The organism is Pseudomonas sp. FDAARGOS_761 (genome assembly GCF_013343155.1).
Taxonomy (GTDB): Bacteria; Pseudomonadota; Gammaproteobacteria; order Pseudomonadales; family Pseudomonadaceae; genus Pseudomonas; species Pseudomonas aeruginosa.
Window position 1 is genome coordinate 3,637,640 of the sequence record NZ_CP054572.1, and the last position, 23,328, is coordinate 3,660,967.

The 23,328-nt window shown below is 65.4% G+C and carries 20 protein-coding genes; 8 read left to right on the top strand and 12 right to left on the bottom strand.

Annotated elements, in window-relative coordinates; translation table 11 throughout:
* Positions 1 to 378 precede the first annotated feature (378 nt).
* The 10 genes from FOC67_RS16900 to mtnA form a co-directional block, all read right to left on the bottom strand.
* A complete protein-coding gene (locus tag FOC67_RS16900) occupies positions 379 to 666 on the bottom strand; it encodes a lipopolysaccharide assembly protein LapA domain-containing protein (RefSeq protein WP_004350996.1) in 288 nt (95 codons plus the stop codon).
* 56 nt (positions 667 to 722) lie between these two features.
* On the bottom strand, positions 723 to 1,007 hold the full coding sequence (gene ihfB / locus FOC67_RS16905) for an integration host factor subunit beta (protein ID WP_003091441.1): 285 nt from the start codon (positions 1,005 to 1,007) through the stop codon (positions 723 to 725).
* Between the two features lie 136 nt (positions 1,008 to 1,143).
* On the bottom strand, positions 1,144 to 2,823 hold the full coding sequence (gene rpsA / locus FOC67_RS16910; RefSeq protein WP_003091442.1) for a 30S ribosomal protein S1: 1,680 nt from the start codon (positions 2,821 to 2,823) through the stop codon (positions 1,144 to 1,146).
* 267 nt (positions 2,824 to 3,090) lie between these two features.
* On the bottom strand, positions 3,091 to 3,780 hold the full coding sequence (gene cmk, locus FOC67_RS16915; protein WP_003106707.1) for a (d)CMP kinase: 690 nt from the start codon (positions 3,778 to 3,780) through the stop codon (positions 3,091 to 3,093).
* On the bottom strand, positions 3,780 to 6,020 hold the full coding sequence (locus FOC67_RS16920; protein ID WP_009313748.1) for a bifunctional prephenate dehydrogenase/3-phosphoshikimate 1-carboxyvinyltransferase: 2,241 nt from the start codon (positions 6,018 to 6,020) through the stop codon (positions 3,780 to 3,782). Before FOC67_RS16920 ends, cmk begins: the two co-directional genes overlap by 1 nt.
* Positions 6,013 to 7,122 (bottom strand): histidinol-phosphate transaminase, encoded by a 1,110-nt coding sequence (gene hisC, locus FOC67_RS16925; RefSeq protein WP_003115433.1) that lies wholly within the window; start codon positions 7,120 to 7,122, stop codon positions 6,013 to 6,015. Before hisC ends, FOC67_RS16920 begins: the two co-directional genes overlap by 8 nt.
* Before the next feature lie 68 nt (positions 7,123 to 7,190).
* The gene (pheA, locus tag FOC67_RS16930) at positions 7,191 to 8,288 is read right to left on the bottom strand and encodes a prephenate dehydratase (protein ID WP_003091446.1); all 1,098 of its coding nucleotides are present in this window, start codon (positions 8,286 to 8,288) and stop codon (positions 7,191 to 7,193) included.
* Positions 8,288 to 9,373, bottom strand: a complete 1,086-nt coding sequence (serC, locus tag FOC67_RS16935) for a 3-phosphoserine/phosphohydroxythreonine transaminase (RefSeq protein WP_003111764.1) — start codon at positions 9,371 to 9,373, stop codon at positions 8,288 to 8,290. The genes pheA and serC overlap by 1 nt, the downstream gene beginning before the upstream one ends.
* Before the next feature lie 87 nt (positions 9,374 to 9,460).
* Positions 9,461 to 12,232 carry a DNA gyrase subunit A gene (gene gyrA / locus FOC67_RS16940; RefSeq protein ID WP_003091448.1) on the bottom strand — a complete coding sequence of 924 codons (2,772 nt, stop codon included), beginning with the start codon at positions 12,230 to 12,232 and terminating at the stop codon, positions 9,461 to 9,463.
* A 236-nt stretch (positions 12,233 to 12,468) separates the two neighbouring features.
* Positions 12,469 to 13,545, bottom strand: coding sequence for an S-methyl-5-thioribose-1-phosphate isomerase (gene mtnA / locus FOC67_RS16945; RefSeq protein ID WP_003091449.1), 1,077 nt, complete (start codon positions 13,543 to 13,545; stop codon positions 12,469 to 12,471).
* A gap of 109 nt (positions 13,546 to 13,654) precedes the next feature.
* Between mtnA and FOC67_RS16950 the strand changes: the two genes are divergently transcribed.
* The 8 genes from FOC67_RS16950 to FOC67_RS16985 all read left to right on the top strand — a co-directional run bounded on the left by FOC67_RS16950 (position 13,655) and on the right by FOC67_RS16985 (position 21,563).
* Positions 13,655 to 14,989 (top strand): TRZ/ATZ family hydrolase, encoded by a 1,335-nt coding sequence (locus tag FOC67_RS16950; RefSeq protein ID WP_003091450.1) that lies wholly within the window; start codon positions 13,655 to 13,657, stop codon positions 14,987 to 14,989.
* A 150-nt stretch (positions 14,990 to 15,139) separates the two neighbouring features.
* Positions 15,140 to 15,838, top strand: coding sequence for a bifunctional 2-polyprenyl-6-hydroxyphenol methylase/3-demethylubiquinol 3-O-methyltransferase UbiG (gene ubiG, locus FOC67_RS16955; RefSeq protein ID WP_003091451.1), 699 nt, complete (start codon positions 15,140 to 15,142; stop codon positions 15,836 to 15,838).
* On the top strand, positions 15,835 to 16,515 hold the full coding sequence (gene mupP, locus FOC67_RS16960; protein WP_003119716.1) for an N-acetylmuramic acid 6-phosphate phosphatase MupP: 681 nt from the start codon (positions 15,835 to 15,837) through the stop codon (positions 16,513 to 16,515). Before ubiG ends, mupP begins: the two co-directional genes overlap by 4 nt.
* Before the next feature lie 64 nt (positions 16,516 to 16,579).
* Positions 16,580 to 17,320, top strand: coding sequence for a YciK family oxidoreductase (locus tag FOC67_RS16965; RefSeq protein ID WP_003091453.1), 741 nt, complete (start codon positions 16,580 to 16,582; stop codon positions 17,318 to 17,320).
* Between the two features lie 158 nt (positions 17,321 to 17,478).
* Positions 17,479 to 18,207: an IclR family transcriptional regulator gene (locus tag FOC67_RS16970; RefSeq protein ID WP_003091454.1), complete on the top strand. Its 729-nt coding sequence runs from the start codon at positions 17,479 to 17,481 to the stop codon at positions 18,205 to 18,207.
* A 15-nt stretch (positions 18,208 to 18,222) separates the two neighbouring features.
* Positions 18,223 to 19,158, top strand: a complete 936-nt coding sequence (hutG, locus tag FOC67_RS16975; protein WP_003091455.1) for a formimidoylglutamase — start codon at positions 18,223 to 18,225, stop codon at positions 19,156 to 19,158.
* 38 nt (positions 19,159 to 19,196) lie between these two features.
* Entirely contained in the window at positions 19,197 to 20,411 is a 1,215-nt protein-coding gene (gltS, locus tag FOC67_RS16980; RefSeq protein ID WP_003091456.1) for a sodium/glutamate symporter, read from the top strand.
* A 228-nt stretch (positions 20,412 to 20,639) separates the two neighbouring features.
* Positions 20,640 to 21,563 carry a GGDEF domain-containing protein gene (locus tag FOC67_RS16985; RefSeq protein WP_003091460.1) on the top strand — a complete coding sequence of 308 codons (924 nt, stop codon included), beginning with the start codon at positions 20,640 to 20,642 and terminating at the stop codon, positions 21,561 to 21,563.
* 103 nt (positions 21,564 to 21,666) lie between these two features.
* Here the strand turns inward: FOC67_RS16985 and FOC67_RS16990 are convergent, their stop codons facing one another.
* Both FOC67_RS16990 and rluB read right to left on the bottom strand, forming a co-directional pair.
* The gene (locus FOC67_RS16990; RefSeq protein ID WP_009313747.1) at positions 21,667 to 22,044 is read right to left on the bottom strand and encodes a hypothetical protein; all 378 of its coding nucleotides are present in this window, start codon (positions 22,042 to 22,044) and stop codon (positions 21,667 to 21,669) included.
* Between the two features lie 92 nt (positions 22,045 to 22,136).
* Positions 22,137 to 23,297: a 23S rRNA pseudouridine(2605) synthase RluB gene (rluB, locus tag FOC67_RS16995; protein ID WP_031638952.1), complete on the bottom strand. Its 1,161-nt coding sequence runs from the start codon at positions 23,295 to 23,297 to the stop codon at positions 22,137 to 22,139.
* Positions 23,298 to 23,328: the final 31 nt, after the last annotated feature.

A 23,328-nucleotide genomic window follows, 5' to 3' on the forward strand; every position in this document is an offset into this window, starting at 1 on the left:
CAAGCCCCGAACTGAAGCTATTCGAAACGAGAAGCTACAACTCCACCGATGTGCATTATCACCAAGACAAAGAGAGTGCATATAAAAAACATGACATATCTCGACGCCTCCTCAAGTAGCACACCCTGTGCCAGAGATTATCTGTACAAGGAATTCTACGATAGACAGCCAAGAACACGCCTCAGTTCCGTAAGAAGTATTTTAGTTTTCTGAAGACTGATTGCTCGCTCAGTACAGCTGAGCATACGATTCAAATCGCGAAACAGCTTCAAAGAAAAAGCCCGGAGGTAACAAGCAAAATGATGGCAGAACGCAATCAAGATGGAAGGCCACTCTAACCAGTCGATCCGCTATGAGTCCTTGCGCCTCAGGCCATTGTCAGCCCCCCCCATCACTCGATGAAGAAAGCCGAGCAAGTAAGGAATCTCTCTCTTTCCGAGCCTTGGCAAGATCCTTCTCGATTGCCTTGATACGTATATTAGCTCGCGCTAAAAGTGACGAACCGGCCAATAGGCCAATGAAACCACCCAAGATGAACACCAAGGCAACATAGAGAACAACGGGCAGCTCGGGGGTAAGCAAACCGAACAGTTCGAAATGAGTAACCTGCCGGTTTTCCAATACCATAACTACTACGAGAAGAGCGATAAACAGCACTCCACCCATCAGCAGTATGCGCCTTATCCAAAGCATGAGGACTCCAATATCCGAATGGACCGATATCACTCCGGCTCGTTGACCCGATCCCGCAACTCCTTGCCCGGCTTGAAGTGCGGCACGAACTTGCCGTCGAGGCGTACCGACTCCCCGGTCTTGGGGTTGCGACCGACGCGCGGGGCGCGGTAGTGCAAGGAAAAGCTGCCGAAACCACGGATCTCGATCCGGTCCCCGGTCGCCAGGGCCTGGGACATTTGCTCCAGCATGGTCTTGATTGCCAACTCGACATCCTTCGCGGACAGTTGCCCCTGATGGGTAACGATCCGTTCGATCAACTCCGACTTGGTCATGGTTTTCCCTTCTTTTTCAAGCGGCTAGATCAGCTCAGGTCTCTTTTAGCATGCTGATCAGTCTTTGAACAGGTCCAAGAAGGGGAAAACGAAAAAGGGCGGCCTAGGCCGCCCTTTTTCATGATGGATCAGAGACTTAGCCCTGATTCTCCATCTGAGCACGGATCAGATCACCGATGGTGGTCGGACCAGCGCTTTCTACTTCCTGCTTACGCAGTTCTTTCATTGCGTCCTTCTCGTCGTCGACGTCCTTGGACTTGACGGAGAGGCTGATGACGCGGCTCTTGCGGTCGATGCTGATGATCTTGGCTTCGACTTCCTCGCCTTCCTTCAGGACGTTGCGCGCGTCTTCGACGCGGTCACGGCTGATTTCGGAAGCCTTCAGGATACCTTCGATGTCGTCGCCCAGGCTGATGACAGCGCCTTTGGCGTCGACTTCCTTCACGGTACCGCGGACGATGCTGCCTTTCTCGTGCAGGGACGCGTAGTTGGAGAACGGATCGTCTTCCAGCTGCTTGATGCCCAAGGAGATGCGCTCGCGCTCCGGGTCGACCGACAGGATGACGGTTTCCAGCTCGTCGCCCTTCTTGAAGCGACGTACGGCTTCTTCGCCGACTTCGTTCCAGGAGATGTCGGACAGGTGGACCAGGCCGTCGATGCCGCCGTCCAGACCGATGAAGATACCGAAGTCGGTGATCGACTTGATGGTACCGGAGATACGGTCACCCTTGTTGAACTGGCTGGAGAAGTCTTCCCACGGGTTGGATTTGCACTGCTTGATACCCAGGGAGATACGACGACGCTCTTCGTCGATGTCCAGAACCTGAACTTCCACTTCGTCGCCAACCTGGACGACTTTCGACGGATGGATGTTCTTGTTGGTCCAGTCCATTTCGGAGACGTGTACCAGGCCTTCCACGCCCTCTTCCAGCTCGGCGAAGCAGCCGTAGTCGGTGAGGTTGGTGACGCGGGCCATGACGCGGGTGCCTTCCGGGTAACGCGCCTTGATGGCAACCCACGGGTCTTCGCCCAGTTGCTTCAGGCCCAGGGATACACGGTTGCGCTCGCGGTCGAACTTCAGGACCTTGACGTCGATCTCGTCGCCAACGTTGACGATCTCGGACGGATGCTTGATGCGCTTCCAGGCCATGTCGGTGATGTGCAGCAGGCCGTCTACGCCGCCCAGGTCCACGAATGCGCCGTAGTCGGTGAGGTTCTTGACGATACCCTTGACCTGCTGGCCTTCCTGCAGCGATTCCAGCAGAGCTTCACGCTCGGCGCTGTTCTCGGCTTCCAGGACGCTGCGGCGGGAAACGACAACGTTGTTGCGCTTCTGGTCGAGCTTGATGACCTTGAACTCGAGCTCTTTGCCTTCCAGGTGGGTGGTGTCGCGAACCGGACGCACGTCGACCAGCGAACCCGGCAGGAACGCGCGGATGCCGTTGACGTCGACGGTGAAACCGCCCTTGACCTTGCCGTTGATGACGCCCTTGACCACTTCGTCGGCAGCGAAAGCCGCTTCCAGAACAATCCAGCTCTCGGCGCGCTTGGCTTTCTCGCGGGACAGCTTGGTCTCGCCAAAGCCGTCTTCTACCGCGTCCAGTGCGACGTGGACTTCGTCACCCACCTTGATGGTCAGTTCGCCCTGTTCGTTGTAGAACTGCTCGACCGGGATGACGCCCTCGGATTTCAGACCGGCATGGACGGTGACCCAGTCACCATCGATGTCGACCACGATGCCGGTGATGATGGCACCCGGCTGCATGTCGAGGGATTTCAGACTTTCTTCAAAGAGTTCTGCGAAGCTTTCGCTCATGTTCATACCTGTAGTCAAAGGCCCGGAAGGGCCCGATTCCGCATCACCAGCCAATGCGGTCAAGTCATTAAATGAAGCCGCAGGACAATTTGCTGGTTTCCTGCTAGCTTCTGATTGCACTCCCGAATGGGAATGCCCAGTTGGGTTGTTCTGCGATGGCGCCATCCAAGTCGAGAGGCAACCCTCACCGCACCTGCAAAACGCCACAACATAAGGTCTGGAATATTAGCAACCAGGCCCTGTATCGTCAATTCCCGCGCCGAAACCTCAGACGTCCCAGCCCTGCCGCTCGCAGTGCCGGATGATCGTCTCGACCACCGCCTCGATGCTCATTTCGGTGGAGTCCAGCAGGATCGCGTCATCGGCCGGTTTCAGCGGCGCGACCGCGCGCTGGCTGTCGCGCTCGTCGCGCTCGCGGATTTCTTCCAGCAAGGCAGACTGGTCGACATCCGCGCCCTTCGCCTTCAACTGCAGGTAGCGTCGACGCGCACGCTCCTCCGCCGAGGCGGTGAGGAAGATCTTCAGAGGCGCATCGGGAAATACCACGGTGCCCATGTCGCGGCCGTCGGCCACCAGTCCCGGCGCCTCGCGAAACGCCCGCTGGCGCTGCAGCAGCGCATCGCGCACGGCCGGCAGCGCCGCGACCTGGGAAGCGCCGGCACCGACCTGCTCGGTACGGATCACATCGGTCACTTCCTCGCCTTCGAGAATGATGCGCTGCCCATGGCTGCCATCGGCGGCGACGAACTGCACATCGAGGTGCGCAGCCAGGACCTTCAGCGCCTCTTCATTGGTCAGGTCGACACCATGGTTGACCGCGGCGAACGCCAACAGCCGATAAAGCGCCCCGGAATCCAGCAGGTTCCAGCCCAGGCGCCGGGCGAGCAGCCCGGCGACCGTACCCTTGCCGGCGCCACTGGGGCCATCGATGGCGAGCATCGGTACAGCGCCGTTCATCAATTGTTCTCCACGGCGACCCGGATACCGGTCTGGGCACACAGGGCGAGGAAGTTAGGGAAGGAGGTGGCGACGTTGGCGCAGTCGTGGATGCGGATCGGCCCGCTGGCGCGCAGCGAAGCGACGCTGAAGGACATGGCGATACGGTGGTCGCCGTGCGCCCAGACTTCGCCGCCACCGAACGCACCACCCTCGATGACGATACCATCCGGGGTCGGCTCGGCCTTCACGCCCAGGGCCTTCAGGCCGTCGGCCATGACCTGGATACGGTCCGACTCCTTGACCCGCAGCTCTTCGGCGCCACGCAGGACGGTGCGCCCCTCGGCGCAGGCGGCAGCCACGAAGAGTACCGGGAACTCGTCGATGGCCAGTGGCACCAGGTCCTCGGGAATGTCGATGCCCTTGAGCCGCGCGGAGCGCACGCGGATGTCGGCGACCGGCTCGCCGCCGACCTCGCGCTGGTTTTCCAGGCTCAGGTCACCACCCATCAGGCGCAGGATCTCGATGACGCCGACGCGCGTCGGGTTGATGCCGACGTGCTGCAGGACCAGTTCCGAACCTTCGGCGATACTGGCGGCAACCAGGAAGAAGGCTGCCGAGGAAATGTCGGCCGGGACCTCGATATGGGTGGCGCTCAACTTATGCCCGGATTCGACCTTGGCGGTGCTGCCCTCGACCTCCACCGGATAGCCGAAGCCGCGCAGCATGCGCTCGGTGTGGTCGCGGGTCGGCGCCGGCTCGGTGACCGAGGTCTCACCCGCGGCGTAGAGCCCGGCGAGCAACAGGCAGGACTTCACCTGGGCGCTGGCCATCGGCATGTCGTAATGCATACCGGTGAGGCGCTGGCCGCCGCGAATGGTCATCGGCGGACGGCCTTCCGGCCCCGTCTCGATTACCGCGCCCATCTCGCGCAGCGGCTTGGCTACGCGATTCATCGGCCGCTTGGAAAGGGAAGCGTCGCCGGTCAGGGTGCTGTCGAACGGCTGAGCCGCCAGCAGACCGCTGAGCAGACGCATGGAAGTACCGGAGTTACCCAGGTAGATCGGCCCAGGCGGCGCCTTGAGGCCGTGCAGGCCAACGCCATGGACGGTGACGCGGCCGTTCTGCGGCCCCTCGATCACCACTCCCATGTCGCGGAACGCCTGGATGGTTGCCAGTGCGTCCTCACCCTCGAGGAAGCCCTCCACTTCGGTGGTGCCTTCGGCCAGGGAGCCGAGCATGATCGAGCGATGGGAGATCGACTTGTCGCCCGGTACCCGGATGGTTCCGGACAGGCTGCCGCCCGGCTGGGCCAGATAAATCAGGTCGTTGTTGTGCATGGCGTCCACATAGGCCCGACGGGCCAGGATTTTGCTGAAATGCTCACGGGCTACCCGGGCGCGCGTGAAAACGCCCAACAACTGGTGCCCGTCCCCAGTGTCGACGGCCTCGCGCAGCGCGTCGAGGTCGTCACGAAAAACATCCAGTGTACGCAGCACCGCCTCGCGATTGGCGAGAAAGATGTCGTGCCACATCACCGGGTCGCTGCCGGCGATCCGTGTGAAATCACGGAAACCGCCGGCGGCATAGCGGAAGATCTCCAGGTTCTCGCTGCGCTTGGCCAGGGAGTCGACCAGGGTGAAGGCCAGCAGGTGAGGCAGGTGGCTGGTGGCCGCCAGAACCTCGTCGTGATGCTCGACCTCCATGTGCTCGACGTCCGCGCCCAGCGCGCGCCACAGGCTGTCGACCAGCGCCAGCGCGTCGGCATCGGTCTCCGCGGAGGGCGTGAGAATCACCTTGTGCCGGCGGAACAGGGTCGCCTTCGCCGCGGTCACTCCGCTCTGCTCGGAACCCGCGATCGGATGCCCCGGTACTAGGTACCGCGACATCCCGCCGAACGCGGCACGCGCGGCACGCACGATATTGCCCTTGGCGCTGCCAACGTCGGTCAATACAGCCTTGCCCAGGTCGAGCTTCGCCAGGTCGGCCAGCACCCGTTCCATCGCCAGGATCGGCACCGCCAGCTGGATCACGTCGGCGCCGACGCAGGCGCGGCCAAGATCCTCCTCGCAACGGTCGACCACGCCGAGTTCCACCGCCAGGCGGCAAGACTCGGCATCCCGATCCACGCCGACCACTTCCCGGAACAACCCTTTGCTCCGCAACCCCTTGGCGAAGGAGCCGCCGATCAGGCCCAGCCCCACCACCACCAGGCGGCCCAGCTTAGGGGTCGACTGTTGCAGCGGCGTGACCTCAGTCATGCGCCAGCACCTTGCCCAGCGCCTGGAGGAAACGATCGTTCTCTTCCGGCAGCCCGATGGAGACGCGCAGGAAGGTCGGCATCCCGTAGCCAGCCACCGGACGCACGATCACACCTTCGCGCAGCAGCGCCTGGTAGACCGGACCGGCATCGCGAGCCAGATCCACGGCGATGAAGTTGCCCTTCGAGGGAATCCAGGACAGGCCCAACGCGTGGAAGCCATCCTCCAGCTGCGCCATGCCGGAATCGTTTAGGCGGCGACTCTGCGCCAGGTAGTCATGGTCATCCAGCGCCGCGCAGGCAGCCGCCAGGGCCAGGCTATTGACATTGAACGGCTGGCGCACGCGGTTGAGCACATCGGCCACCGCCTTGCTCGAAAGCGCGTAGCCGACCCGCAGCGAAGCCAGGCCATAGGCCTTGGAGAAGGTCCGCGAGACCAGCAGGTTGGGGTGCCGCGCCAGGTAGTCCAGGCCATCGGGCAGCTCGTCGCCCTCGGCGTATTCGATATAGGCCTCGTCCAGCACCACCAGCACCTCCGCCGGCACCTGGGCGAGGAACCGCTCCAGGGCGTCCGCACCGAACCAGGTCCCGGTCGGGTTGTTCGGGTTGGCGACGAACACCACGCGAGTTTGCCCATCGATGGCGGCGAGCATCGCTTCCAGGTCATGCCCCCAGGCGCGCGCCTTGACCGCCCGCCCCTCGGCGCCCACGGCCTGGGTGGCGATCGGGTAGACGGCGAAGGCATGTTCGCTGAACACGGCGTTCAGACCAGGCGCGAGGTAGGCACGGGCGACCAGGTCGAGAATGTCGTTGGAGCCGTTGCCCAGGGTCACCTGCGCCGCATCCACCGCGCAACGCTCGGCCAGCTTGCGCTTGAGTTCGAAACCGTTGCCGTCAGGATAACGGGTCAGTTCCGCCAGTTCGGCGCGGATAGCCTCCAGCGCCTTTGGGCTCGCACCCAGCGGGTTCTCGTTGCTGGCGAGCTTGACGATCGCCGCAGGGTCGATACCCAGCTCGCGGGCCAGTTCGTCCACCGGCTTGCCAGGGACGTAGGGCGACAGCTTTTGCACCCCCGGCTGGGCCAGGGCAAGGAAATCGGACATGGATAGTTCAGCCTCGACGCGGGACGGGGCATTCATCGATGACCCGTCTCTTCGGAATGACAGCGCGCTCAGAGCACCGCTTTCGGATAGGAGCCCAGGACCTTCAGGGCGACGGCTTCCTGGCCGATCTTCTCCAGGACGTCCTTGATCAGCGGTTCTTTATGGTGGCCGACGAAATCGATGAAGAACACGTAGGTCCATTTGCCGCTGCGCGACGGGCGGGTTTCGATGCGGGTCAGGTCGATACCGTTGTTGTGGAACGGTACCAGCAGCTCGTGCAGGGCTCCCGGCTTGTTGCGCATGGAAACGATGATCGAGGTCTTGTCGTCGCCGGTCGGCGGCACCTCCTGGTTGCCGATGATCAGGAAGCGCGTGGAGTTGTCCGGGCGGTCCTCGATCTTCTCGTGCAGCTTGCTCAGGTCGTACAGGCTGGCCGCCATGTCGCCGGCGATCGCCGCCGAATTCCACTCGCTCTTCACCCGCTTGGCCGCGTCGGCGTTGCTCGACACCGCCACCCGCTCGACGCTCGGGTAGTGCGAGTCCAGCCACTTGCGACATTGCGCGAGGGATTGGGCATGGGAATAGATCCGGGTGATGTTGTCGGTCTTGGTGGTTTCGCCGACCAGCAGGTGATGGTGGATACGCAACTCGACTTCGCCGCAGATCACCATGTCGTGCTCGAGGAAGCTGTCGAGGGTATGGTTGACCGCCCCCTCGGTGGAGTTTTCCACAGGCACCACGCCGAAGTTCACCGCGCCGGCGGCGACCTCGCGGAACACCTCGTCGATCGCCGCCATCGGCGTGCTGATCACCGCGTTGCCGAAATGCTTGAGTGCCGCGGCCTGGGTAAAGGTGCCCTCGGGTCCGAGATAGGCCACTTTCAGCGGCTGCTCGAGCGCCAGGCAGGACGACATGATCTCGCGGAACAGCCGCGCGACCTCTTCGTTGTCCAGCGGCCCCTTGTTCAATTGCATGATGTGCTTGAGCACCCAGGCTTCGCGCTCGGGACGGTAGAACACCGGCGCCTCGCCCTCGCCCAGGGTTTGGGTCTTCACTCGCGCCACGTCCTGGGCGCAACGGGCACGCTCGCTGATCAGCTCGAGCAACTTCTCGTCGAGGCTGTCGATGCGCAGGCGCAAGGCCTTGAGCTGGTCCTGGTCCGCCATCAGCCGTGCTCCTTCTCGAACTCCGCCATGTATGCGACCAGCGCCTCGACCGCGTCCAGGCCAAGGGCGTTGTAGATGGAAGCGCGCATGCCGCCGACCGAGCGGTGGCCTTTCAGGTTGAGCAGCCCGCGCGCCTCGGCGCCTTCCAGGAACGGCTTGTCGAGACGCTCGTCGGCCAGGCGGAACGGCACGTTCATCCAGGAGCGGGCGCTCGGCTGGATCGGGTTGGTGTAGAAGTCGCTGGCATCGATGGTCTTGTACAGCAGGTCCTTCTTGGCGCGGTTGCGCTGCTCCATCGCGGTCACCCCGCCCTGCTCCTTCAGCCATTCGAAGACCAGGCCGGACAGGTACCAGGAGTAGGTCGCCGGGGTGTTGTACATGGAACCGTTGTCCGCGGCGATCTTGTAGTTGAGCATGGTCGGGCAGACGCTGCGGGCGCGGCCGAGCAGGTCTTCGCGAACGATCACCACCACCAGGCCGGACGGGCCGATGTTCTTCTGCGCCCCGGCATAGATCAGGCCGAAGCGGGACACGTCGAGCGGGCGCGAGAGGATATCGGAGGACATGTCGGTGACCAGCGGCACGTCGCCGGTCTCGGGTATCCAGTCGAACTCGAGGCCGCCGATGGTCTCGTTGGAGGCGTAGTGCACATAGGCCGCGTCCTTGGTCAGCGTCCACTCGTTCTGACCCGGAATGGCGAAGTAGTCGTACTCCTTGGCGCTGGCCGCGACGTTCACGGTGCCATAGCGACGAGCCTCCTCGATGGCCTTCTTCGACCAGATACCGGTATCGATATAGTCGGCGACGCCATCTTCGGGCAGCAGGTTCAGCGGAATCTCGGCGAACTGCTGGCTGGCGCCGCCCTGCAGGAACAGCACCTTGTAGTCCGAGGGAATGTCGAGCAGGTCGCGCAGGTCCTGCTCGGCCTTACTGGCGATGGCCACGTAGTCATCACTACGGTGGCTCATTTCCATGACCGAAAGGCCCTTGCCCCGCCAGTCGAGAAGCTCGGCCTGGGCACGTTGCAGAACTGCGTCGGGAAGCGCCGCGGGACCGGCGCAGAAATTGAAGGCTCGCTTGCTCACATCCACTCTCGCTATAGGTAGGGCGGATAGCCGTGAGTTATCCGCCGAGGTCATCGGCCGGGCGGGCGCAGGCGCCCGCCCCGAGCCTTACTCTTCGTTGCCTTCCGCTTCCGCCGCGGGCTCGGACTCGGACTCGGCCGACTCGCCCAGAGATTCGGCAGCTTCCTCGCCCTCGGGCAGGTCCTCGTCATCTCCGCCCGACGGCTCCTGGACACGCTCCAGACCGACCAGTACCTCGTCGCTGGCGAGCTTGATCAGGGTTACGCCCTGGGTATTGCGGCCGGACAGGGAGACTTCGTCGACACGCGTCCGCACCAGGGTGCCCTGGTCGGAAATCAGCATGATCTCCTCGCCTTCCTGGACCTGTACCGCGGCGATCAGCGCGCCGTTGCGCTCGTTGGTGACCATGGCGATCACCCCCTGGCCGCCGCGGCCGCGACGCGGGAACTTGCTCAGCGGGGTACGCTTGCCGAAGCCGCGCTCGGAGGCGGTGAGGATCTGCGCCCCGGACTCCGGAATCAGCATGGAGATCAGCTGCTGCCCCTTGCCCAGGCGCATGCCACGTACGCCGCGGGCGTTGCGGCCCATGATGCGCACCACGCTCTCGGCGAAGCGGATCACCTTGCCGGCGCTGGAGAACAGCATGACTTCCTTGGCGCCATCGGTGATCGCGGCGGCGATCAGGGTGTCGCCCTCTTCCAGCTTGAGCGCGATCAGGCCGCTGCTGCGCGGACGGCTGAACTGCACCAGCGGGGTCTTCTTCACGGTACCGAAGGCGGTGGCCATGAAGATGTAGGCGCCGGTCGGCTCGGCCACCAGCTCGGCGGTCTCGCCCTCGACTTCCTCGACCTCGGCGGCCTCGACCACCTCGCCCTCGAGCACCGCGCCTTCGGCTTCGTCGAGGTCGTCATCGGCGCCACCGTTCTGCTGCAGCGCCTCCAGGTCGATCTGCAACATCGCGGTGATCCGCTCGCCCTCGTCCAGCGGCAGCAGGTTCACCAGCGGCCGGCCACGCGCGGTACGCGAGGCTTCCGGAATCTCGAAGGTACGCAGCCAGTAGACCTTGCCCTTGCTGGAGAACAGCAGGAGGGTCGCATGGCTGTTGGCCACCAGCAGGTGTTCGATGTAGTCCTCGTCCTTCATCCCGGTGGCGGACTTGCCTTTGCCGCCGCGACGCTGCGCCTGGTAGGCGGCCAGCGGCTGGGACTTGGCGTAGCCGCCGTGGGAGATGGTCACCACGCGGTCTTCCTCGGTGATCAGGTCGGCGATGGTCAGGTCGACCTGGGAAGCCACGATCTCGGTGCGGCGAGCATCGCCGAATTCGGCCTTGACCGCTTCCAGCTCCTCACGGATCACCTCCATCAGGCGCGCCGGGTTGGTCAGGATGCGGATCAACTCGCCGATCAGGTTGAGGATTTCCTGGTATTCGGAGAGCAGCTTCTCGTGCTCCAGGCCGGTCAGGCGATGCAGGCGCAGCTCGAGGATCGCCTGGGCCTGTTCCGGCGACAGGTAGTACTTGCCGTCGCGCAGGCCGTACTGCGGATCCAGGTCTTCCGGGCGACAGGCGTCGGCGCCGGCACGCTCGACCATCGCTTCCACCGCGCTGGACTCCCAGGCAGTGGCGATCAGGCGTTCCTTGGCCTCGGCCGGGGTCGGCGAACTCTTGATCAGCTCGATCACCGGATCGATGTTCGACAGGGCGACCGCCTGGCCTTCCAGGATGTGCCCGCGCTCGCGGGCCTTGCGCAGCTCGTAGACGGTACGCCGGGTCACCACTTCGCGGCGGTGGCGGACGAACACTTCGAGCATGTCCTTCAGGTTCAGCGTGCGCGGCTGGCCGTCGACCAGGGCCACCACGTTGATGCCGAACACGCTCTGCAGCTGGGTCTGGGCGTAGAGGTTGTTGAGGACCACCTCGCCCACCTCGCCGCGACGCAGCTCGATGACCACGCGCATGCCGTCCTTGTCGGACTCGTCGCGCAGCTCGGAAATACCCTCGATCTTCTTCTCTTTCACCAGCTCGGCGATCTTCTCGATCAACCGCGCCTTGTTCAACTGGTACGGCAGCTCGGTGATGATGATCTGCTCGCGACCGCCGCCCTTCTCCATCTCCTCGACGACGGCGCGGGCGCGGATGTAGATGCGCCCGCGACCGGTGCGGTAGGCCTCGATGATCCCGGCGCGGCCGTTGATGATGCCGGCGGTGGGGAAGTCCGGACCGGGGATGTACTGCATCAGCTCATCGACGGTCAGGTCGGGGTTGTCCATCAGCGCCAGGCAGCCGTCGATCACTTCGCCGAGGTTGTGCGGCGGGATGTTGGTCGCCATACCCACGGCGATACCGCTGGAACCGTTGACCAGCAGGTTGGGAATCTTGGTCGGCATGACCGCCGGGATCTGCTCGGTGCCATCGTAGTTGGGCACCCAGTCGACGGTTTCCTTTTCCAGGTCCGCCAGCAGTTCATGGGCCAGCTTGGCCATGCGCACTTCGGTGTATCGCATGGCTGCGGCGTTGTCGCCGTCCACCGAACCGAAGTTGCCCTGGCCGTCTACCAGCATGTAGCGCAGCGAGAACGGCTGCGCCATGCGCACGATGGTGTCGTAGACCGCGGTGTCGCCGTGCGGGTGGTACTTACCGATCACGTCGCCGACCACACGGGCGGATTTCTTGTAGGGCTTGTTCCAGTCGTTGCCCAGCTCGCTCATGGCATAAAGCACACGGCGGTGCACCGGCTTCAGGCCGTCACGTGCATCCGGCAGGGCCCGCCCGACGATCACGCTCATCGCGTAGTCGAGATAGGACTGTTTCAGCTCGTCTTCGATATTGACCGGGAGAATTTCTTTGGCCAGTTCGCCCATGAGAAGCCTGGTTCCTTTTTCTGGTGGAACTTCGCCGCCTCGATCCTGAGGCAAACGAAGTAGGTCGGCGCATGCCCGAGCAGCGCCAACTCACTACAAATCAACGACTTGAGTCAAGGATTCGCGCACTCTCGAGGCCCCTCCGCGGGGCACTCGAATAACCGTCGGAGCTTACCACAGCCCACGCCCCAGCCCAAGGCAAAGGCCCTGGCGGGGACGACCTCCAGTCGCCTCGTTCAATGCAGGCGCTTGCGGCTCATCAGGGCGGCCATGCGCTCGGCGTCGGGACGCTCGACGACGCCACGCTCGGTCACGATGGCATCGATAAGGTCCGCCGGGGTCACGTCGAATACCGGATTGTAGGCATCGACCTCGGCCGCTACCCGTCGCCCGCCGATTTCCAGCAGCTCGCGACCGTCGCGCTCTTCGATCGGGATGTCCTCGCCGCTCTCCAGGTTCATGTCGATGGTCGAACTCGGCGCCACCACCATGAAGCGCACGCCGTGGTGCATGGCGTTGACTGCCAACTGGTAGGTGCCGATCTTGTTGGCGACATCGCCATTGGCGGTGATGCGGTCGGCGCCGACGATGACCCAGGTGATGTTCTCGGTCTTCATCAGGTGCGCGGCGGCCGAATCCACGTTCAGGCTGACCGGGATGCCTTCGTTGGCCAGTTCCCAGGCGGTCAGTCGCGAGCCCTGGAGCCAGGGCCGGGTTTCGTCGGCGTAGATGCGATTGACCAGGCCTTCCAGGTGCGCGGCGCGGATCACCCCCAGCGCGGTGCCGAACCCGCCGGTCGCCAGGGCGCCGGTATTGCAGTGGGTGAGGATGTTCTGCGGGCTGCCCTGCTGCTTGCGGATCAGCTCCATGCCCAACTGGGCCATGGTCAGGTTGGCCTCGCGGTCGCTTTCATGGATGGAGATCGCCTCGGCTTCCAGCACCGCCAGCGGCTGGTCGCCCTCTTTCATTCGCTCCAGACGGTCGCGCATGCGGTTCAGCGCCCAGAACAGGTTGACCGCCGTGGGTCGCGAGTCGGCCAGCAGGCGGAAGTCCTCCTCCAGCGCGGCGCGCCAGTCGCCGCCCTGCGCCAGGCGCGCGCGGGCGCCAAGGACGATGCCGTAGGCGGCGCTGATGCCGATGGCCGGCGCGCCGCGCACGACCATATCGCGAATGGCCTTGGCCACCTCGGCCGCCGACTCGTGTTCGAGCCAGACCTCCTCCTGGGGCAGCAGGCGCTGATCCAGCAACCGCAGCGTACCGTCCCGCCACTCGATCGCCTTGACCCGCTCGGCCGCCAGCAGTCGCTCTCGCATGCACACACCTCTCGCTGAATCACGGAAAAGCTGCGGATTATAACGAGCCCCAGCCGCGGACGCTCGGGTATACTTCCGGCTTCCCGCTCTGCGCCCAGGATGCGCCGCCATGCCCAACGTCCGTAACCCCTTCGACCTCCTCCTGCTGCCGACCTGGATCGTCCCCGTGGAGCCCGCCGGGGTGGTGCTGCGCGATCACGCGCTGGGCATCCGCGACGGCCAGATCGCCCTGGTCGCGCCGCGCGAGCAGGCCATGCGCCATGGCGCCACGGAAATCCGCGAATTGCCCGGCATGCTGCTCGCCCCCGGCCTGGTCAACGCCCACGGCCATTCGGCAATGAGTCTGTTCCGCGGTCTCGCCGACGACCTGCCGCTGATGACCTGGCTGCAGGACCACATCTGGCCGGCCGAAGGCCAATGGGTCAGCGAGGATTTCATCCGCGACGGCACGGAGCTGGCCATCGCCGAACAGGTAAAGGGCGGCATCACCTGTTTCTCCGACATGTACTTCTATCCACAGGCCATCTGCGGCGTGGTCCATGACAGCGGGGTACGCGCCCAGGTGGCGATCCCGGTGCTGGACTTCCCGATCCCCGGCGCCCGCGACAGCGCCGAGGCGATCCGCCAGGGCATGGCGCTGTTCGACGACCTCAAGCACCACCCGCGCATCCGCATCGCCTTCGGCCCGCACGCACCTTATACGGTGAGCGACGACAAGCTGGAGCAGATCCTGGTGCTCACCGAGGAACTCGACGCCAGCATCCAGATGCATGTCCACGAGACCGCCTTCGAGGTGGAGCAGGCCATGGAGCGCAACGGCGAGCGCCCGCTGGCCCGTCTGCACCGCCTCGGCCTGCTCGGCCCGCGTTTCCAGGCGGTGCACATGACCCAGGTGGACGACGACGACCTGGCGATGCTGGTGGAAACCAACAGCTCGGTGATCCACTGCCCGGAATCCAACCTCAAGCTGGCCAGCGGCTTCTGCCCGGTGGAAAAGCTCTGGCAGGCCGGGGTCAACGTGGCCATCGGCACCGACGGCGCGGCCAGCAACAACGATCTCGACCTGCTCGGCGAGACCCGCACCGCGGCGCTGCTGGCCAAGGCCGTGTACGGCCAGGCCACCGCCCTCGACGCCCACCGCGCGCTGCGCATGGCCACCCTGAACGGCGCCCGCGCGCTTGGCCTGGAGCGCCTGATCGGCTCCCTGGAAGCCGGCAAGGCCGCCGACCTGGTGGCCTTCGACCTGTCCGGCCTGGCCCAGCAACCGGTCTACGACCCGGTTTCGCAACTTATCTATGCCAGCGGCCGCGACTGCGTGCGGCATGTCTGGGTCGGCGGCAGGCAACTCCTCGACGACGGCCGCCTGCTCCGTCACGACGAACAGCGCCTGATCGCCAGGGCCCGCGAATGGGGGGCGAAGATCGCCGCCAGCGACAGGTCCTGAACTGCGGCGGGCCGGCCCGCTGCGACAAACTGACATAGGAAGGCGAACCGCCGCCGGCCCCATCCCTCCGCCAAAGCTGGCAACATGAAGGATTGGACTCCGCCGCCGCGGCCCTTCCCCCAAAGGCTTCACTCTTCAACGGGAACGATTATGAGCAACGTCGACCACGCCGAGATCGCCAAATTCGAGGCACTGGCCCATCGCTGGTGGGACCGCGAGAGCGAGTTCAAGCCGCTCCACGATATCAACCCGCTGCGCGTCAACTGGATCGACGAGCGCGCCGGCCTGGCCGGCAAGAAGGTGCTCGACATCGGTTGCGGCGGCGGCATCCTCAGCGAAGCCATGGCCCAGCGCGGCGCCAACGTCACCGGCATCGACATGGGCGAAGCGCCGCTCGCGGTGGCGCGCCTTCACCAGCTGGAATCCGGCGTCGCCGTCGACTACCGGCAGATCACCGCCGAGCAGATGGCCGAGGAAATGCCCGGGCAGTTCGACGTGGTCACCTGCCTGGAGATGCTCGAACACGTGCCGGACCCGGCCTCGGTGATCCGCGCCTGCCACCGCCTGGTCAAGCCGGGCGGACAGGTTTTCCTCTCGACCATCAACCGCAATCCCAAGGCCTACCTGTTCGCGGTGATCGGCGCGGAGTACATCCTCCAGTTGCTGCCGCGCGGGACCCACGATTTCCGCAAGTTCATCCGTCCGTCGGAACTCGGCGCCTGGTCGCGCGAGGCCGGTCTCGAGGTCAAGGACATCATCGGCCTGACCTACAACCCGCTGACCAAGCACTACAAGCTGGCCAACGACGTCGACGTCAACTACATGGTCCAGACCCAGCGGGAGGCGTGAAGCGCATGCGGCTCAAAGCGGTACTGTTCGACATGGATGGCACCCTGCTCGACACGGCGCCGGACTTCATCGCCATCACCCAGGCCATGCGTGCCGCCCACGGCCTGCCGCCGGTGGACGAGCAACGGGTGCGCGACGTGGTCTCCGGCGGCGCGCGCGCGATGGTTGCCGCGGCCTTCGGCCTGTCGCTGGACAGCCCGGAACTGGAACCCCTGCGCCAGGAGTTCCTCGACCGCTACCAGGAGCATTGCGCGGTTCTCAGCCGGCCCTACGACGGCATCCCCGAACTGCTTGCGGCGATCGAGAAAGCCGGGTTGATCTGGGGCGTGGTGACCAACAAGCCGGTGCGCTTCGCCGAACCGATCATGCAGCGCCTGGGCTACGCCGAGCGTTCCAGGGTGCTGGTCTGCCCGGACCACGTGACCCGCAGCAAGCCCGATCCCGAGCCGCTGCTACTGGCCTGTAGCCAGCTCGGCATCGATCCGTCGAGGGTGCTGTTCATCGGCGACGACCTGCGCGACATCGAGTCCGGCCGCGACGCCGGGACCAAGACCGCGGCGGTGCGCTACGGCTACATCCACCCCGAAGACAACCCCGCGCACTGGGGCGCCGACGTGATCGTCGACCACCCGCGCGAACTCATCGACGTTCTCGACCGCGCGCTCTGCGACTGCTGATCCGCAGCGCCACCGACAGACAACGACCCGCCGCCAGGCGGGTCATGCATTCAAAGGATTCGACATGTTCCAGTACTCCGCCCGCCCCGACCTGCTGAAAGACCGCGTGATCCTGGTCACCGGCGCCGGCCGCGGCATCGGCGCCGCCGCCGCCAAGACCTTCGCCGCCCACGGCGCCACCGTGCTGCTGCTGGGCAAGACCGAGGAGTACCTGAACGAGGTCTACGACGCCATCGAGGCCGCCGGCCATCCGCAGGCCGCCGTGATCCCGTTCAACCTGGAGACCGCCCAGCCGCACCAGTTCGAGGAACTGGCGGCAACCCTGGAGAACGAGTTCGGGCGCATCGACGGCCTGCTGCACAACGCTTCGATCCTCGGTCCGCGCTCGCCGATGCAGCAGATTTCCGGGGAGAACTTCATGCGCGTGATGCAGGTGAACGTCAATGCCATGTTCATGCTGACCACCGCCATGCTGCCGCTGATGAAGCTCTCCAGCGACGCCTCGATCATCTTCACCTCGAGCAGCGTGGGCCGGAAGGGCCGCGCCTACTGGGGCGCCTATTCGGTATCGAAGTTCGCCACCGAGGGCCTGATGCAGACCCTTGCCGACGAACTCGACGGTACCAGCGCGATCCGCGCCAACAGCGTCAACCCCGGCGCCACCCGCACCAGCATGCGCGCCCTCGCCTACCCTGGGGAAAACCCGCTGAACAACCCCACCGGCGAGGAGATCATGCCGGTCTACCTGTACCTCATGGGGCCGGACAGCGCCGGCGTCAACGGCCAGGCCTTCGACGCCCAGTGATTCCCCGGCAGCCTCGCCGCCCGGCGAGGCTGCCCTGTCCTTCCCTTCCCTCTTCCCGTCCGGAACTTCCCATTCTTTTTGCATATTTTTCCCACTGAGTGGGAAAGTGGTTTCATTTTCCGGGAAATCGCCTTCACCCTGTGGGTCAAGGAGTTCCCATGTCGAAGCATTCCCCCACCGATCGCCTGCTGCAAATCCTCATTGCCCTCGGCCAGGCTCCCGAAGCCCTGTCTGCCAAGGAGCTGTCGCTGACCCTGGAGCAGCCGCTGAGCAGCACCTACCGGCACCTGAAGACCCTGTTGCGCTGGGGCCTGGCCGAAGAACAGGCCGGCCAGGGCCGCTACCTGCCCGGCCCGGCCTGCCTGCAACTGGCGAAGAAATTCGATCGCGAGGCCTCGCTGATCGGTCTCGCCAAACCGGAACTCAAGCGCCTGGCCGACCTGAGCCAGGAGAGCGTGGCGCTGATGGTGGCCAGCAACCAGCAGGCGATCTGCCTGGAACTGTTCGACAGTCCGCAGCCGCTGCGCTGCTGCTACCAGAAAGGGCTGGCGCAGCCGCTGTTGCATGGCGCCTCGGCCAAAGCCCTGCTGGCGCACCTGGAGGACGAACGGCGCGAGGAGCTGTACCTCGCCCAGGAACTCTCCGCCGAGCGTATCGACAAGCTGGAGCAGGAACTCCGGCTGATCCGCGAACAGGGCTACGCCGTCAGCCAGGGCGAGATCGACGAAGGCGTCTGGGGCATCAGCGTACCGCTGCTGGACAGCCGCCAGCGCCTGCACGGCGCCCTCAGCCTGATGGCCCCCGCCTTGCGCGCCCAGTCGCGCAGCGAACGCTTGCGGCAATGGACCCTCGACGCCGCCGCGCGACTTTCCGCGCGGCTGGACTGACCAACAGGAGTTTCGATGTACCCCGCCCCCGACATGAGCCTCTGGCAAGGCCGGATCGATAGCCAGGAAGGCGCCGACGCGCGGCGCTGGCACCAATGGATGCGTCCCTACGCAGACGACGCCGAAGCGGCCAGCGTGCTGCTCGGTTTCGCCAGCGACGAAGGCGTGCGCCGCAACCAGGGTCGCCAGGGCGCGCGCCACGGACCGCCAGCCTTGCGTCGCGCGCTGGCCAACCTGGCCTGGCACGGCGAGCAAGCGATCTACGATGCCGGCGACATCGTCGCCGGCGACGATCTGGAAGCCGCCCAGGAACGCTACGCGCAACGCGTCGCCGACCTGCTCGCGCGCGGCCACCGGGTGGTCGGCCTGGGCGGCGGCCACGAAATCGCCTACGCCAGCTTCGCCGGCCTCGCCCGCCACCTGAGTCGGCATGAGCGCCTGCCGCGCATCGGTATCCTCAATTTCGACGCGCATTTCGACCTGCGCCACGCCGAACGGGCCAGCTCCGGCACGCCGTTCCGCCAGATCGCCGAACTCTGCCAGGCCAGCGACTGGCCGTTCGCCTACTGCTGCCTGGGCATCAGCCGCCTGAGCAACACCGCGGCGCTGTTCGACCAGGCCCAGCGCCTGGGTGTGCGCTACCTGCTGGACCGTCAGTTGCAGCCGTGGAACCTGGAACGCAGCGAAGCCTTCCTCGACAGCTTCCTGCAATCCGTCGACCACCTCTACCTGACCGTTTGCCTCGACGTGCTCCCGGCCGCCCAGGCGCCCGGCGTCAGCGCGCCCTCGGCGCACGGCGTGGAGATGCCGGTGGTGGAGCACCTGGTCCGCCGCGCCAAGGCCAGCGGCAAGCTGCGCCTGGCCGACATCGCCGAACTCAACCCGCAACTCGATAGCGACCAGCGCACCGCCCGGATCGCCGCGCGCCTGGTCGACAGCCTGGTCAACTGATCACCCTTTCGCCCACACAACAACAATAGAGCCCCGCCATGCCGACATTGCACCTGGACGCCCTGTCCACCACCGCCCTCGCCCTGCTCCTGCTCGCCCTCGGCAGCCAATTGAAGAAGCGCAGCCGCTGGCTGACACGTCTGTGCGTACCGTCACCGGTGATCGCCGGCTTCGGCTTCGCCTTCCTGGTCTGGCTGCTCAGGGATCGCGGCTGGCTCGACATCGGCCTCGACACCAGCCTGCAGACACCCCTGATGGTGGCGTTCTTCACCACCGTCGGCCTCGGTGGCAGCCTCGGCCTGCTGCGCAAGGGCGGCAAGACCCTGCTGGTCTACCTGTCGGCCTGCTGGGCGCTGGCGATACTGCAGAACCTGATCGGCGTCGGCAGCGCCGGGCTGCTCGGCCTCGACCCGCTGCTCGGGATCATGGCCGGCGCGGTGTCGCTGGAAGGCGGTTTCGGCGCGGCGGCGGCCTTCGGCCCGGTTGCGGAAGGGCTCGGCGCCCAGGGCGCGACCACCGTGGCGCTGGCCTCGGCCACCTTCGGCATGGTCGCTGGCGGGCTGCTCGGCAGCCCGGTGGCGCGCTGGCTGATCGAACGCAACCGCCTGCCGGTGCAGGCGGAAAGCGACAACCGGCTGGAAGCCCTCGGCCAGCAGGAGCGACGCCAGCATGCGGCGGCCACGCTGGACGGCAATCTCCTGCTGCGCCTGCTGACCTGCGTGCTGCTGGTGATGGTGCTCGGCTTCTGGCTCGGCGACGCGCTCCAGGAACGCCTGGGCCTGGTGCTGCCCAGTTATGTCGGGGCGATGTTCATCGCCATCGTCCTGCGCAACCTCGACGACCGGCTCGGCTGGCTGCGCATTCCGGACCACGCCGTCGGTACCCTGGGCGACGTCTGCCTGGGCATCTTCCTGACCATGGCGATGATGAGCCTGAAGTTCTGGGAGCTGGAGAACCTCGGCCTGCCGCTGCTCGGCGTACTGTTCATCCAGGTCGCGGTGCTGTTGCTGCTGACGATCTTCGTGCTGTTCCGCCTGCTCGGCCGCAACTACGACGCCGCGGTGCTCTGCGCCGGCTTCCTCGGCCACGGCCTGGGCGCCACGCCCAACGCGGTGGCCAACATGGGCGCGGTCTGCGAGCACTATCGGGTGTTCTCGCACAAGGCCTTCATCATCGTGCCCCTGTGCGGCGCGGTACTGATCGATCTCGTCGCCATCCCTGCTATCACCTGGTTCATCAACGCCTTCAGTTGAACCATGGCGGCGCTCCGCTAGCGGAGCGCCAGCTTTCCGACGAGCGCCTCGGCCACTCGCCAGCAAAACGCCATTATTCCGTCGAAATCTCTCCGAAATTCCTACAGAATGTGGAAACCATTCCTAGGAAAACCTGTCTGTGCCTCTGATTTCTCCGTTCTTCAGTTGGCTGGCACGAAACTCGCCTTAGCCCTACTGTCGCCGTCTTTCGCGCCAGAGGTTCCGCGCATGGCTCCTCCCAAGCAGTCCAATACCATCGATTTCGACGCCGCCAAGCAGAAGCGCGGCCCCCAGCCCGGCGGCAACGCCAGCGGGCCGCGCGCCAGCAACCTGACGGAGTTGCGCCAGCAACTGACCCTACAGTTGCAGAGCAGCCTGGAGGCGGAGCGGATTCTCGGCCTGTTCTTCGAGGAAGTCCGCCAACTGATCCCGCTGGACGCCCTTGGCTACCGCCATCCGGGCTCCGACCTGCGCCTGGAGTTCGGCAGCAGCGCCAAGCATTCGGTGAGCTATCGCCTGAGCCATGACAGCGACTACCTCGGCGAACTGATCTTCCGTCGCCGCCAGCGCCTCGGCGAAGACGAACAACGGCAACTGGAGAGCCTGCTCGGCACCCTGCTGTTCCCGCTGCGCAACGCCCTGCTCTATCGCGCCGCGATCCAGACCGCCCTGCGCGACGCCCTGACCGGCACCGGCAACCGCATCGCCATGGACCAGGCGCTCGGCCGCGAACTGGAACTGGCCCGGCGCAACCTGCAACCGCTCTCGGTGCTGATGCTCGATATCGACCACTTCAAGCGGGTCAACGACCACTACGGTCACACCGTCGGCGACGAAGCCCTCAAGGCCGTGGCGGAAACCATCAAGGACCACCTGCGCAATGTCGACATGGTGTTCCGTTTCGGCGGCGAGGAATTCCTCGTCCTGCTGTCCAGCACGCCGCTGCAGGCTGCCTGCATGGTCGGCGAACGCCTGCGCCAGGCGGTGGAGGAGTTGGACTACCGGCACGCCGGCGAACCGCTGAAGCTGTCGATCAGCCTCGGTTGCGCCGACCTGCGACCCGGCGAAGGCAGCGACGACCTGCTGCGACGGGTCGACGAGGCGCTCTACGAAGCCAAGCGCGACGGCCGCAACCGCCTGCGCTGCGCCTGAGGCTTGCCGACTCGCCCCCGAAGCGCGGAGCAGGCGCATCGGGCGACGGCAGTGGCGACGGCTCTCACCGGCGCAGTCACGGTTTCCGCCAAGGTCCTGCCGCTTATGGCTGCGCCGGCTCGTCCGGGGCGCCATAGGCCTGGCGCAAGCGGACGCGTTTCTCCAGCAGCCAGCCGCTGGTTTCCTTGCCGTCTCGAGCCAGGTACATGACGTTCAGCCACTCGCCGCTCGGCTTGTAGACAGTGACGAAGTCGCCGGGAATCACGAAGACCCCGGTGACACAGTCGGCACGCGGCGCGCTGTGGAAATAGGCGCGCCCCTTGTCGATCACCTCGCCCTCCAGCGGCGGACGGAAGTTGTCCTCGGGGCCGGCCGTCGCCTCGCCAAGGCTTGCACAGCTCTGCGCCGGCATCGCCGCATCCTCGGCCAGCCCGGCGACGCTCCATAGCGCACAGAGCGCAATAGCCAGGATCCTGTGCATTTCACCACCTCCTTGTGTGCGGGCGACCATTAGACACCGATTACCAGGCATGAAAAAGGCCCCCAAAGGGGCCTTTCCAGGGCGCTTTCCGCTCAGCGGCGGAAGCCCGGACGCATACCGTCGCCGGCCGGTTTCGGCCGCCGCTTGACCTGCGGCTTGCGGGCCGCCGGCTTGTCGCCCGGCGCGCTGGCCGGACGCTCGTCGCGCGGCTTGCTCGGGCGCGGCTTGCGGTTGCTCTCGCGGGGCCGCTCGGCAACCGGAGTGCCCTGCTCGCGCCCCTTGCGCTCGGCGCTCGGCTGCGGACCGCGCGCGGGACGCGAAGCCGGCGCGCGACGAGCGGCATTCTCGCCGTCCTCGCGCCTTGGCGCACGCTTGCGCCCGGCTTCCGGACGCTCGCTGCGCGCCAGCGGACGGGCCTGCTTGCGCTGCTGGCGTTCGGCCTTCTCGCGCGCCTTGGTGGTCATGCCCGGCAGCGCCACCGGCTTGAGGCCGACTTCCTCGCTGAGGATGTCGATTTCGCGCTGGTCCATTTCGCGGTAGCGGCCCATGGTCAGCTCGGAGGTCAGGAACACCGGGCCGAAACGCACCCGCTTCAGGCGGCTGACCACCAATCCCTGGGATTCCCACAACCGGCGCACCTCGCGGTTGCGGCCCTCCATCACTACGCAGTGGTACCAGTGGTTGAAGCCTTCGCCGCCCGGCGCCTGCTGGATATCGCTGAACTTGGCCGGGCCGTCCTCGAGCATCACGCCGTTGAGCAGGCGCTCGATCATCTCTTCGGTGACCTCGCCGCGCACCCGTACCGCGTACTCGCGGTCCATCTCATAGGAAGGATGCATCAGGCGGTTGGCCAGTTCGCCATCGGTGGTGAACAGCAGCAGGCCGGTGGTATTGATGTCCAGGCGACCGACATTGATCCAGCGACCGGTGCGCAGGCGCGGCAGGCGGTCGAAGATGGTCGGGCGGCCTTCCGGATCGTCACGGGTGCAGACCTCGCCTTCCGGCTTGTTGTAGATCAGCACGCGACGGACATTCTCGGCGGCCTCTTCGCGGCGGATCAGGTGGCCATCGACGGTGATCGCATCGTGGCTGTCGACCCGCTGGCCGAGGCTGGCCACGCTGCCATTGACGTTGACCCGGCCTTCGGCGATCCACACTTCTACGTCGCGCCGGGAACCGACGCCGAGACGGGCGAGGACTTTCTGCAATTTTTCCCCGACCGGTACGTGGGGATTCTCTGGGGTATCGTTCATCTGGGCACCTCCCGGTGTGGCTGGCAACGAA